A 13348-nucleotide genomic window follows, 5' to 3' on the forward strand; every position below is an offset into this window, starting at 1 on the left:
GACAAGTTCAAACTTAGATTATTTTAAGCGACTTCGGGAGCAAACAAAATAATTAATTATATCTGCTACATGCACACAACGGCCCTGCTCTGCTTCTCAGCCCGTTGAGAAGTATAGTACTCTCTCATCTTAATTCCTGCCACTGATTCTCTTCTTTCCTTTTTCTCGGTTTTTTATGGAAGTGTTAGGATATAAGTCAACTGTTATGTACAGCAATTAAAATTGTCGCTTGGTGCATTATTAATTAGCACAACAATTGATATCAGTTAACGCCACACCATTGGATATTGGCAGGAGGTTTGGCTCCAAAATCGTCCAAGCACTAAAACTCCATGACATTGATGCCATTGATTATCTCAACTGCTGATTAGTATTATTCATTACTGACAATGGAGAACTTCTCTGAAAAGCAGCACTGCATAGCAATTAAAAAGCCCGCCGTTATTTTAACGGCAGGCTTCTGTGTTATCGCCACGCTCAGGCATCTCCTTTAGATCATAAATTACAGCACTGTTCTTAAAACATCGCCCCCCTAATAGATCCAGCTGTAATCAATTAAATGCCGAAGGTTATCCTGAACCGTACTATCATGGTTGCTTCTTAAAAACTTTCCGCTTGCGCCATTGACCACATGCACATCTTCTCCGCCCTGCCACATGGCTTCTTTGTATTTCCACATAAAGGTTTTAACAGTATTGTTTTTACTCTCCACCAGCGTAATAGTTTCCGCTTTTGATTTTTTAATTGCTTTATTGATGGTGTATCCTTTTCCATCTCTGTTTTTAATTCTTTCATGAACAGCATAATGGGTTATTCCCCCTTTATCATCTGTCCAGATTCCTGATATTCTGTATTCAGCCATAATTTTTCTAGTTATATTGGTTAATTTTTGAGTTTTAATTTTTCTTAATGGGATGTCCCTCCCCCTTTCCATTCGCCTGTTTCCAGCCAGATTTCATAAAAAAACAGCCATTCGGATGCCCACATCAGTATGGTGTCTGACAGTAATCTGCCTCTGTTCCACTGAATCCCGTCAGGATAGAACAGGCAGAGCTGCTGGGTTTTCTGGTTATAAACATGCTTGAGCACTCTTTCTCCGGCAGGCATCCTGAGTTTTTTAGGCTCAAGGATGTAAATATCGGGAGATTTACCCAGGAGATAGTCGATTTTCACCTTATAAGACCTGCTGAACGGAGTGGGCGTTAAATAGCCAACCCACTCCAGCCGTGTTCCCATATAAGTGCTGATTTTTGAATCCGGAAAACTTTCCTTAAGAAATCTGGCCTGCGTCGGTATGGAGATAAAGCGCGTCTTATTCTTTATTGCCATGGAAGGTATGGTTTGGAATCTTTTTATCCGCTGATTCGGTAATAATGCCAGAACCAGCCACAAAACCCAGTCTTCCCGACTCACGTGCCATTCTGGCGGATTCGCCGAATTCAGAAAGCGTTTTTGTTACCAGCTTATCCCCCATGGATCGGCGCATCGATTCATTTAGATTCTGTATCGTGTCGGCAGAAAGCAGCTTTGAGAAGAATCTCTTCGCCTCATCCAGCCAGAGATAGAAATTCAGTTCCCTTACCGGATGCTCCTCCCATTTGTCTGCAAAATTTTCACGATGGTCCACAGGATTTTCGATCCAGGTCACGGTTTTTCCTCCAATGTTTTTTCTCTTTATATAACCAGGCATACCCTCCAATATATTCATAAGAGCATCATAGAGGTTAGCCTCATTACCGTAAGCTCTTGCTGCCAGAGTGGTTATGATAATGCTGATCGGCTTGTCATCATAGCTGAGCGAACTGCTTTCTGAAAACATCTGGTTGCGGTGCCTTTTCATCAGCTGGATCGCACGCTGCAGCGGCGTTTTAATTTCGTAATCCGGCACATCGTCAATCTTGACATTGTTTTTTGCCGAGAACATACGCCTTCCCTCATTAAGCTGCACCAGCATCTGCGCCTTAAACCACTCCCTGTAGCCCAGAGGGTTGGATTTAGGCCAGCCTCTGCTGTAGAACTCATAGTCGGGATGCTCCTTATCTGTAATGCTGATAGCCGTGTTGGAATAATCCTTAATCTCCGGCAGGCCCGTGATCGAGGGAGTAGAGTCCGGAATAGCAGCCAGAACATCCAGATGGAATCTGGTGGACTCGGCATAATCAATACGCCAGCATCTTCTCCCGTCAGGCCTGCAGACCATATCTTTATACATGCCCGAAAGCAGTCTGTCCCCGATCAGGTTCTTTAATCTCTTCTGGGTAAAAATCTGATGGGTTCCCCTTTTCAGTTCGCAGACCAGATCAATGTCAAGCTCATCCACATCCGAATCAGGTTTTGTCACTGTTCCCAACCCGAAGGATCCCTGCGGGTACATGTGCAGGTCATACTGTGCAATGGTCTCATCCCCTTTTAAGTAATTTGCCACTGCCTCATATTTTGCCACAGCTTCCTTGTGCTGGGTCGGGGTAATATCTAAAACCTGTCCCATTTTCTCTAAAATGGAAGCTAGGTACTCTTTTCTGATCTCATTCATCTTCTTACGCTCTTTTGATTTCTATTGTTTTTAAAAATTTGTCCCTTCCATCGTATAACACCAGAGGCAGGTCCACTTTAGGCATCCACGATCTCCCGAATTCAACCGCCGCCGAAACAGGCATTGCCGGAAAAACATGAAGCTCGCCGTGATGTCCGTGCTCCTGCTTTATCCGGTTCAAGGCATGCCGTGCCGCTATTCTTAACTTAGGCAGAATATCGGCGCTTTTTAAGAAATCAAGTCTGGGATCATCGATGGTAAGCTTCCAGATCGAAACATCCTGCTCAGGAAAAACATCCAGAATTCTCTCATCACTGATATCGGCGCTGAATGAAATATTTAATACCGCAGTTCCGCTTTTGGACGATGGCTCCTTCAGGGTGAAATCGCCGAAATCTGACGTATCATTCCACTGCCAGCCCTGCGGTTCCCTGTGGTACTGATAGGTGTCCACTTTGTACTTATCGCCGAGCAAAACCCCAAGTTTTACCAGCAGCGGCATCGGAGCAAAAGGAAATACCGAAAAATGCTCAGCCGAAGAATTAAGGTACGGCTGGATTTTCTTCTCAAAATAAGTTTCCAACGACCTGCTCTCATACTCCCAGTACAGCCCTTCGCTGTCTTCCACCACCGTATTATCCGGTCCCAGATGTACAGTTTCCTTATGAGGAAAACAGTTTTTCTGCACAATCATCCGGCGCATGGCACCGGCATCCATCGGAGGATTGAATTTTCCGATTTTAGCATTGTACAGAATCAGACGTGTCCTGAAAGTGCCGTCAATACCGGTCAGATACTCGATTCTCTGCTCATGTTCCTGCTTCATTTCCAGAAGAAGCCCAGCAGGGTGCTCATCCTTCTCCTCCCTGTCGATTTTTCTGTGGCAGGCGTCGCACATCAGCATTAAATTGGAAAAATCAGTCTCCAGCTCCGGAGACTTCATCGCATCATATCTGGCCGAACCCGGGGCGTAACCGTAAATATGGGCTATATAGGATTTATTTAGATCCTTAAAGGTCAGGCTGTCTTCAAATAAAATCTCGTTGCAGCCGCGGTACTGGCACCTCCCTCCCGACTTAAGCCAGAGCTTCAGCTTGACTTTCGGGTCAATCGGAGGTCTTTTTACTTTCTTGGTTTTGGTTTGGTTCTCCTTCATTCTAATACTAATTTTTTAATTGTTCTCATACACATCTGTATTTTTAAAAGTTCAAATTCGACCGGCATTGAACAGCTCCGAAAAAGAAATTTGTCAAAAAGTTTGCAGGAGAAAAACAAATTACTATTTTTGCACCCGTATTAAGTGAATCTTCTTTTTAATAATTCACATAACAAGCCTCAGATTTGGGAAGTCTTTGTGGCAGTTTTCTTCATAACAGCATATGACATCCAACTGTCATGCCAATGCTGAAAATTCAAGTAATTTTTTACTATTATTTTATTAAAAAAGTGTTAACAAATTAGGAATCAGAATTTTAATTCTTTATATTAAGAAACTGACAATAATGACATTAATATTTTTTTAACATTAATTAAGTGTCATTCTGGCATAATTATTCTTTTTCAACTCTAATGTTAAAATTTAACGCTGCCTTTTAATGAAACCAGTGCAGATTGGCACTCCAAACGTTGCATTTCCACCCTCCGGCTTGAATGTCTTTCGTCGCTCATGATTTTGAAATTTAATGATACGCATAAAAAAAACCATCAGGATTCTGATAGGTTTTCTACATCAAAACTGCTGAAATATGCCAGGGCAGACAGTCGCAGATTTTCTTTTTCCCGAACTTTTAGACGGCTTCAGCGAAGAGGTGTTTCCTGGCGTGCTTTTGTTGTCATGCTGACGTCTGTTAGGCTTGCCCGTGGAATCTGCAATTCTTTTCGGTCCAGATTTAAGTGCCATGCTTTTAAAGTTTAATTGGTTGTACAACACAAAAACAAACAATTTTAATATAAGAAAATACACATAAGAAAACCCTGCTTACAGATCATTTTTTGATCTAAATACAAATGCCAGGTTATTCTCGTGTCTGAAAAGAACCGCAGAGATGGCTCAAAATTCATATCTTTACTTGTTTTCAAGCAGCATTAACGGCAGACTTATAAAATACTGAGCTAAATGAAAGACCAAAAGGAACTTGACTGGAGAAAATACGAATCGGTCACAAAATATATTTATGAAACTCTAGGACAGGAATATCAAATACACATTGAGGGATATGGAAAAGACTGCAAAATAACCGGAAAGTCCGGAGTGAAGCATCAGATTGACGTATTGACATCTGAAACAGATGACACCGGAACTTATTGGACAGCAATAGAATGCAAATACTGGGATAAAAAAGTTACCAAAGACACCGTAATGAAGCTCTTGGCCATCATTAATGATACTGAAATAAAACGAGGAATTATAGTATCAAAAAGCGGCTATACCCCCGATGCGCAGCAATTCGCCAAATACAATAACATCTTAATTGTCCAGCTTAGAGAAGCCGGTGCAAAGGAAAAAAAACGACAGGAGACAGTACACTTTTTTGATCTGGGGATCAACATAAAAATAAACATAAGACGCCCCGTAGTCACAAACATTGCCGCACTGGGACTTGATGGTAAAGTAATTGAGCTCAGCGAAAGCCAGCAGTATATTATCTTTATTAAAAAGGCACAAGGGACCAAAAGCAACCTATTTGATGAAATAATGGCATTCAAAGAATTCCTCAACAATCAGAAACCGTTTGAAACAGCAACTCGACTGCATGAGTACAAGACTGCAGATTTGCATCTTCAGGACGGCATCCACAAAATAAAAAGTATTGCCTTTACCGGTTTATTAACAGTTCAGGACCAAAATCAGAACAGGATTTTCTCGATTGTTGACAAGGTGTGGCTGATAATGGAAAAAATTTTCGAGAAGCAGACATTTATCATTTCTGAAACTGGAATGATTGCCCAAAATATACGATAAACAAAATCAGAAGTATTAAACTAAGAAATTTAATGAGATAGCTTTAACATTTAAACTTCAAACTAAAGTCTTTTCGGTTTTAGGTGCACATCTAACAGAATGAATACTTTTTTACCAGAGAAATTCATGGTATTTGTAGATATTTGACCAATATAAATTTTGTGACTGAATCATGGCAAATTGCATTCTGAAAAATAAACAATTCAGTAAATTCAAATCTTAAACTATTTTAGGTTCATATATATTAGACAAAGGCAAAAAATTACAAAAGCCACTAATTCAAGTTTTATGGCAAAATCGTGGCACTTGCAGTTTTAGGAAACGATAAGCATAGTAAAATTAAGGCCTAAGGAGCTTAGGTTCGAAACTGTATACAAATATTTACAAGGCAATGGCTAAGCTGGAAAAAATTAAAAAGCCTGCAGAAATTATATTTCTGCAGGCTTTTCGAATTAATAATCACCATTTATTTTAATTAAGAACCTACTTTGCTGGCGGCGGAGTCATGGTTTTAGAGGTATCGGTCCCAACAGTATCGGCTGGAACCGTACTGATGGTATCAGCCACAACAGCAGAGCTGTCTGCATAAGTATCATTGGTTTCAGCAGGAACTGTCTCATTTTTTTTACACGAAATGGAAAGCCCTGCAAGCACCAGCAGAATTGCAAACCCAGATTTAAAATTGATTTTCATAACAATATATTTTTTTAGTTTGAAATCCCAAGTTAAAAGAAAACCTGCTTATATTCTTACATAATTTCAGTGTTTTATTACAAAAGTTTATGGTAAAATCTAAAAATCAGCAAGTTTTTTTTTAAATAGACCGCCATTACACTATTACTGAAACCAGCAGCACGGCAATAAAGAATACTATTGAAATGACCATTGCATTTATTATAGCTCCTTTTCTCTTCTGTGATTGCTGTGCACGGTCGATAATGTGCTTTTTATTGCTTTTAAATAGTTTCATTCCGCTGTGATTTTATAATTTTAAAGAAAACGTAAAAATACTGCCCCATGATTTAAAAAGCTTACAGCTTTAAAATCAGGTTTTTCATAATTGGAACATCCTGCATTCCTGTTTTATAAAATAGCCAGCTGGTAAAGAAAGACCTATTTTTTTTGACAGAATGCTTACATAATTAAAAATCAATAAATTAAATCCTTCCGTATGTGCAGAAAAAGATCCTTGTTTCAATGAAAGGCCGCAAATTGAAAACAAAATATTTAATCGGCTCTAAACCTGCTGTTTCTGCAGAGCATCAGAACAAGTGTCACCACAATGCACGAGGCGCTTCCTTCAAATAAAAGGCAAAGGATATAGATGGGAACCGAAGGTTCCGCTCCGAACATAAAGGTCTGGGACAAGGATTCAACGTAATGGTCACCTCCCCGGGCATAACTGTACATCATAAGTGCAGCAAGACTAAGCACTACGCCTATAAACGAAGTAATCATGGCTGATACCGCATTAAAAAGAAAATTATTCTGTCCTTGGGAAAGGTTAATGTTTAAAATCCTGTTTACGCCGTAAAATATAAAAAACACATTCAATAAACGCAGATAAAATACATGGGAGAGATTCAAAAACTCCATGAGTAAAAAGAAAAACGCAACTCCTGCAAAAATGATCAGGCCGCCGCTTAATTCCTTAGGAACAGTGGATGAGTATGTTGTTTTCATAATAATTAAATTTTATTCGTATAAACTTCAAATTTAACACAGCTTTTCCCCGCTGCGTTATAAAATTAAAATACAGCTCTTACAAAATACACAGCACTAAATCACTGATAATCCAATAATTGCACTTGAAATAAATACAATACTAAAATAAAAAAAATGAAAGAATTGCAGTTTTCTGATTTTCTTTGATGCGCATAAAGTTTATAGCACACGTCCGCCGACAAAAAAAGCCCCTCAAAATTCAAGGAGCTTTCTGACAGCCGGCGGGTGCCTGAAATGGTATGCGGTAACTAACTAAATCATTGTACAGAACCTTCAGACGAACCCCGCCGGTCCCCTGTTTTTTTTCTGACTGATTAAATTGCTGTTTACCTTTACCAGTATATAGCAAATTTACCAAAACCTAAGGCAGATCACTTACAGTATATCCTTTTAGAATTACATCTTTTTAAGGCTTAAGCCCATTCTTTTGACAATTTGATTTAATCATTCTCCGGATCTGGCGGCGTACAAATGGTATTTATACGTCCTTTAAAAAAAAAAGCAGCACGCTTTGGCCTTAACGATATAAAACCAAATCATTCTGGCAAAAAAGTACAGGCAAATACGGGCAAAGGGCTGGGCTCCAGAATAGTGAAAACCCTGATCGAAAACAGAAGCCCGGCGGGCTGTAAAAGCAATGCCGGCCTTGTCTGATATATGATTTTGGATTATTTTTGCAGCATGAATTACGAAGATATAAAAAGACATTTTGAAGCGTTTCCTCCTCCCCTTGAGGTGGAATGGAAGCCCTGGGCAAAGATTACAGATACGCAGCTTTTTTTGAAGAGCTGCTACATCGGCATCCGTAATTTCAACGGTCCTGTAGAGAGATGCCCGGCCTGGTGGCATCTCAAGGATTTTTACCTGCACATCAAACGCACCATGCCCAATCAGGGAATTACTGAAAAAGAAACTGCCCCTGAAGAATAAAGCCCTGTCCTGTAAGATCTTGTATGATTAAAAATCCGCAAGCATTCAGATCCCTCATCATTATTTTTATCTTTAGCAGGCTGGAAGTTTTTTTTCCATCTCTTTTCTTAAGCTCTTAAGGTCCCTGTCCAAAATCCCTTTTAAAAGATCTTTCAATTCCATAAAGGTAGGCGGTTTTACGGCATAATAATCCGCCCCTAGATTATAGGCGGTCCGGATATGCATCGCACTGCTGCTGGTGGATATCATGATAATCTTTATATTTTTGAAATCGCTACCGCCGTTTCGAATTTCTTTAAGGCATTCAAATCCGTTTTTCGGGGCATATTGATATCCAGAAATATCGTTTCAGGAAGATGCTTCGCCTTTTCAAGGGTTTCCAGCAGTTCGCAGCCGTCTGCCGTCTGCACTACCAAAATGGGCAGGTTTAATTCTTCGACTGCATCAGCAAACAGCAGTCTGTCATCTTCGTCATCTTCAGCCAGATAAATAATCTTCTCCCAATTCTGCTTTTGTGACATAGTTTTAAATTTATATTGCGGCAGGTAAAAATAGATCTGAAAGCCGCAGTGGTTAAAAAAACTTAGGTCTTAGACTATTGAAAATAGAATTACATTTTTTGGTGGTAACTGTAAAGATAATTCTTTTTTTCTAAAAGAAAAAACTTTCAAAAAAAAGATGATTTCTGTGGGCTGAAATGCCTGTTTGGAAAAATCCAAATAGGCTGGCGGCGCCGGTTTAAAAAAATCGAAAATAAAGACCTGCCGTAAATTCTGAATAAAGTCTTTCTGCTTAATTGCAGCATAATCCAGACCGCCCGTAAAATCAGTATTTTGATTTTTTGTTATTATTTAGAACATAATATTTTTAAAAATTGTTATCATCTGTACTAATTTTGACAGGTATAAATGATATAGATTATGAACCGGGCTATTGTACACATTGACATGAACACCTTTTTCGTCTCCTGCGAAAGGCTTACCAATTCAGAGCTTAATGGGATTCCGCTGATTATCGGCGGGGGCGAGCGCGGCGTTGTGGCTTCCTGCTCCTATGAGGCGCGCCGTTTCGGGGTGCGCTCGGCAATGCCGATCCAGATGGCGCTCAGGCTTTGTCCGCAGGCCAAGGTTATGAAAGGCGATATGGAACTCTATTCAAGGCTCTCCCATGACGTTACCGAAATCATTCAGGAGAAAGCCCCTGTGGTGGAAAAGGCCTCTATTGATGAATTTTATCTTGACATCACCGGAATGGACAGATTCTACGGAAGCTACAAGTGGACCGATGAGCTGGCCCGCCGCATCACAAAGGAAACCGGCCTTCCCCTCACCTTTGCCCTTTCCATCAATAAAACGGTATCGAAGATCGGAACAGGTGAAGGAAAACAGAAACAGAACCTGGAGATCCCGGAGCATCTGGTGCAGTCTTTTTTAAACCCGCTCTCAGTGCGGAAAATACCGATGGTGGGCGATAAAACCTTCCAGCTCTTATCCCGAATCGGCATACGCACCATTAAGACCCTTTCTGAAATGCCAGCCGAAGCGCTCCAGCGCATGATCGGCCAGAACGGCATTGAACTCTGGAAAAAAGCCAATGGCATTGACAACAACCCCGTGGAACCGTATACCGAAAGAAAGTCGATTTCCACCGAGCATACTTTTTCACAGGATACCATCGACATGGATAAACTGGGAAGGGTTATCCTTGGTATGGTCGAGAAGCTTTCGTATCAGCTGCGCTCCGAGCAGTGGCTCACCTCAACGGTTACGGTCAAGATCCGGTATGCCAACTTTGATACAGAAACAAAGCAGTGCAGGGTGCAGTATACCTCGGCAGATCATATCCTGACCCAGACCGCAATGGATCTTTTTGGCAGGCTCTACCAGCGCCGGATGCGCCTGCGCTTGATTGGGGTGCGTTTCAGCGGACTGGTGCGGGGAACCTATCAGATCGACCTGTTTAACGATACCCAGGAAATGCTGGCGCTCTACCAGGCTATGGACCGGATGAAAAACCGTTACGGTTTTGATGCGGTGATGCGCTGCGCCGGTGCTTCCTTTAAGCCCAATACCAAAGACGAAATCTTAAAACGTAAAAAATAAATCATGTATCTCAACTGCCACTGCTTCCACTCCCTGCGTTATGGCACCATACCGCTCGAAGATCTGATATCCAAGGCAGCCGCCTTGGGTGTCAGGGCTATGGCACTCACTGATATTAATACCGTAACAGGGATTTATGACTTTGTAAAGGGATGCCGGGCTGTGAATATAAAGCCTATTGTCGGAATAGAATTCCGGTCAGAGCATCAGCTGCGCTATATCGGGCTGGCAAAAAATGCGGCGGGCCTTGCTGAGATGAACAGCTTTCTGACCCGGCATAATTTTGAGAATGCCCCGCTTCCTTTGTCCGCTCCGGACTTTGAAAATGTTTTTGTGATTTATCCTCTGGAGAATGTGCCCGCAGTTTTAAAAGAACATGAGTTTATCGGGATTCGTCCTGAACAGACCCCTGTACTGATTCTCAGTGACTGGAAGAACCAAATAGACAAGATGGTCGTGCTCCAGCCTGTTACCTTCCGCACCAAAACGGAATACAAGCTGCACAAGATACTGCGGGCCGTCGACCTGAATGTAATTCTTTCACGACTCGGCAATCCCGATTACTGCAGGAAAACAGAAGTGATGGTGGATCTGGGCAGGATCCTGAAATGTTATGAAGGATACCCGCAGATCATTTCCAATACGGAAATGATTATTGAGCAGTGCAATTTTGAATTTGATTTCAAAACGCCGAAAAACAAGAAATACTACACCAATAACAAAAAGGATGACTTGCAGCTTCTGACCACCCTTGCCCAGAAGGGGCTCGAATGGCGCTATGGAAAAAATAATGCAGAAGCAAAATCAAGAATGTTCCGAGAGCTCAAGGTAATTGACCAGCTGGAATTCAGCGGCTATTTTTTAATCACCTGGGATATCATCCGATTCAGCAATTCTCAGAGGTTTCTGCACATTGGGCGTGGCAGCGGCGCCAACAGCATCATCGCCTACTGCCTTGGGATTACCGATATATGTCCTTTGGAACTGGATCTGTATTTTGAGCGTTTTTTGAACCTGAACCGCAAAAGTCCTCCCGATTTTGACATTGACTGGAGCTGGAAGGAACGTGACATAATTCTGGAATACATTTTCTCGCGTTACGGATATGACCATGTGGCATTCTGCGGCACCAATGTAGAATTCAAATATCGTTCTATTTTTCGCGAGGTAGGCAAGGTTTTTGGGCTTCCTAAGGAAGAACTCGATGCGCTTGCCAAAAACCCGATGACCCTGCATCCGGCAAACGAAGTCGTCCGTGAAGTGCAGCAGTACGGCATGATGCTGGAGAAATATCCCAACCAGAGAAGCATGCATTCCTGCGGCATCCTGATTTCCGAAGAGCCCATCACCAACTATTCCGTGCTGGAAATGCCTCCAAAGGGGTTTCCCATCGTGCTTTTTGACATGCATACCGCCGAAGATATCGGGCTTGAAAAGTTTGATATCCTGAGCCAGCGCGGGATCGGCCATATTGATGACAGCGTAAAACTGATTGAGAAAAACCGAGGCATAAGGCTCAACATCCGTGACACCTCGATTTCAAAAGATGAAGCCAGCTGCAACAGCTTTCTTTCAATGGGAAAAACCATAGGCTGTTTTTATATCGAGAGCCCTGCCATGAGAGGGCTGCTGCGGCGTCTGAAATGTGACAATTATAAAACCCTTGTGGCAGCCTCCTCCATCATACGCCCGGGGGTCGCGCAATCGGGAATGATGAAGGAATATATCTTCAGGCACAATCATCCCGACAGGTTTGAATACTTCCATCCGGTGTTCGAGCAGCAGCTCGGGGAAACCTACGGCATTATGGTATATCAGGAAGATGTCATTAAAATTGCCCTGCATTACGGCGGGCTTCCTGCAGCCGACGGGGACATTCTGCGCCGTGCCATGTCTGGAAAAGGACGCTCCAAAGCCGCATTGCAGAAAGTAAAAGACAATTTTTTTGCATCCTGCGCGGCCCAGGGGCACCCCTTGGCGCTCAGCCAGGAAATATACCGCCAGATCGAGTCCTTTGCCGGATATTCGTTCTGCAAGGCACACTCAGCCTCCTATGCCGTGGAAAGCTACCAGAGCCTGTATCTGAAAGTGCATTATCCAATCGAATTTATGGTGGCGGTAATCAACAATCAGGGTGGTTTCTACCGAACCGAAGTGTATGTCCACGAAGCGAAGATGTCAGGGGCGGCAGTGCACAATCCCTGCGTGAACAAAAGCCAGTTGGAAACCACTTTGTATGGTTCCGATGTCTATCTGGGGTTCATGCACCTGCAGAGCCTTGAATCCAAAACAGCTGTTTTGATCCAGCAGGAACGGGAAAAAAATGGGCTTTACAAGTCACTGGAGGATTTTATCAACCGCATACCCATTGGAATTGAAGCCATACAGATTCTGATTTTCATCGGCGCATTCCGGTTCACCGGGAAAACAAAAAACCAGCTGCTGGTCATTGCCCGTCTAATTCTGGTAAACTTCAAGCCCGAGAACCGCGCACCGATGCTGCTTCATGAGCCTGTAAAGGAATTTGTACTGCCGCAGCTGGAACGCTCCCCTTTTGAAGATGCCTTTGATGAGATTGAACTGCTGGGCTTTCCGGTCTCCTGTTCCCCTTTTGATCTGCTTCAGACTCCTTTCAGGGGAAGTGTCATGGCAAAAGACCTTTTGGACCATCATAAAAAACAGGTCCGAATGCTGGCTTATCTGATCTCCCGCAAGCATGTGCCCACAAAGATGGGCGCTATGTATTTCGGCACCTGGATAGATGCTGAAGGGCAGCTTTTTGATACGGCGCATTTTACCGACAGCCTGGCCATGTATCCTTTTCAGGGAGGAGGATGCTACCTGCTGCTGGGCAGTGTGGAAGTGGATTACCATTTCCCCACCATAACGGTTACCAAGATGGCTAAAATGCCCTTTATACCAGATCCGCGCTATGAACAGGAGAACGACTGGAAATACAGGGCGCAGCAGAGAATACGCGAAGATGTGAGCATGACCCATCGCGCTCCCTATCCGCAGGAACATGAAATCAATATTCCAAGGCTTAAAATGAGCAATTAACAGGCTTCTTCGGCTTTAGGCTTTAAGCCTGCACTG

The 13348-nt window shown here is 42.6% G+C and carries 12 protein-coding genes; 4 read left to right on the forward strand and 8 right to left on the reverse strand.

The window, feature by feature from the left end:
- Positions 1-532: 532 nt before the first annotated feature.
- Genes NYQ10_RS20680 through NYQ10_RS20695 form a run of 4 tightly spaced genes read right to left on the reverse strand, consistent with a single transcriptional unit; the run spans position 533 to position 3689 of the window.
- A complete protein-coding gene (locus NYQ10_RS20680; RefSeq protein WP_179005282.1) occupies positions 533-862 on the reverse strand; it encodes a DUF3892 domain-containing protein in 330 nt (109 codons plus the stop codon).
- A gap of 44 nt (positions 863-906) precedes the next feature.
- The gene (locus NYQ10_RS20685) at positions 907-1329 is read right to left on the reverse strand and encodes a hypothetical protein (protein WP_179005280.1); all 423 of its coding nucleotides are present in this window, start codon (positions 1327-1329) and stop codon (positions 907-909) included.
- Positions 1313-2533 (reverse strand): nucleotidyltransferase domain-containing protein, encoded by a 1221-nt coding sequence (locus tag NYQ10_RS20690; protein ID WP_179005278.1) that lies wholly within the window; start codon positions 2531-2533, stop codon positions 1313-1315. Before NYQ10_RS20690 ends, NYQ10_RS20685 begins: the two co-directional genes overlap by 17 nt.
- A gap of 4 nt (positions 2534-2537) precedes the next feature.
- Positions 2538-3689: an SAVED domain-containing protein gene (locus NYQ10_RS20695; protein ID WP_179005276.1), complete on the reverse strand. Its 1152-nt coding sequence runs from the start codon at positions 3687-3689 to the stop codon at positions 2538-2540.
- 960 nt (positions 3690-4649) lie between these two features.
- Here NYQ10_RS20695 and NYQ10_RS20700 point away from each other — a divergent pair.
- On the forward strand, positions 4650-5495 hold the full coding sequence (locus NYQ10_RS20700) for a restriction endonuclease (protein WP_179005274.1): 846 nt from the start codon (positions 4650-4652) through the stop codon (positions 5493-5495).
- A gap of 483 nt (positions 5496-5978) precedes the next feature.
- Here the strand turns inward: NYQ10_RS20700 and NYQ10_RS20705 are convergent, their stop codons facing one another.
- The 3 genes from NYQ10_RS20705 to NYQ10_RS20715 all read right to left on the reverse strand — a co-directional run bounded on the left by NYQ10_RS20705 (position 5979) and on the right by NYQ10_RS20715 (position 7178).
- Positions 5979-6188, reverse strand: a complete 210-nt coding sequence (locus tag NYQ10_RS20705) for a hypothetical protein (protein ID WP_179005272.1) — start codon at positions 6186-6188, stop codon at positions 5979-5981.
- 136 nt (positions 6189-6324) lie between these two features.
- Positions 6325-6465 carry a hypothetical protein gene (locus NYQ10_RS20710; protein ID WP_179005270.1) on the reverse strand — a complete coding sequence of 47 codons (141 nt, stop codon included), beginning with the start codon at positions 6463-6465 and terminating at the stop codon, positions 6325-6327.
- A gap of 257 nt (positions 6466-6722) precedes the next feature.
- Complete coding sequence (locus tag NYQ10_RS20715) at positions 6723-7178, reverse strand: hypothetical protein (protein ID WP_179005268.1); 456 nt, start codon at positions 7176-7178, stop codon at positions 6723-6725.
- Between the two features lie 723 nt (positions 7179-7901).
- Here NYQ10_RS20715 and NYQ10_RS20720 point away from each other — a divergent pair.
- Complete coding sequence (locus NYQ10_RS20720) at positions 7902-8150, forward strand: DUF6965 family protein (RefSeq protein WP_179005266.1); 249 nt, start codon at positions 7902-7904, stop codon at positions 8148-8150.
- Positions 8151-8407: 257 nt separating this feature from the next.
- Here the strand turns inward: NYQ10_RS20720 and NYQ10_RS20725 are convergent, their stop codons facing one another.
- Positions 8408-8671, reverse strand: coding sequence for a hypothetical protein (locus NYQ10_RS20725; RefSeq protein ID WP_256871165.1), 264 nt, complete (start codon positions 8669-8671; stop codon positions 8408-8410).
- 399 nt (positions 8672-9070) lie between these two features.
- Here NYQ10_RS20725 and dinB point away from each other — a divergent pair, with 399 nt between their 5' ends.
- Positions 9071-10252: a DNA polymerase IV gene (dinB, locus tag NYQ10_RS20730; protein ID WP_289878077.1), complete on the forward strand. Its 1182-nt coding sequence runs from the start codon at positions 9071-9073 to the stop codon at positions 10250-10252.
- A 3-nt stretch (positions 10253-10255) separates the two neighbouring features.
- On the forward strand, positions 10256-13312 hold the full coding sequence (locus tag NYQ10_RS20735) for a DNA polymerase III subunit alpha (RefSeq protein WP_289878079.1): 3057 nt from the start codon (positions 10256-10258) through the stop codon (positions 13310-13312).
- Positions 13313-13348: the final 36 nt, after the last annotated feature.

The organism is Flavobacterium johnsoniae, assembly GCF_030388325.1.
GTDB classification, from domain to species: Bacteria; Bacteroidota; Bacteroidia; order Flavobacteriales; family Flavobacteriaceae; genus Flavobacterium; species Flavobacterium johnsoniae_C.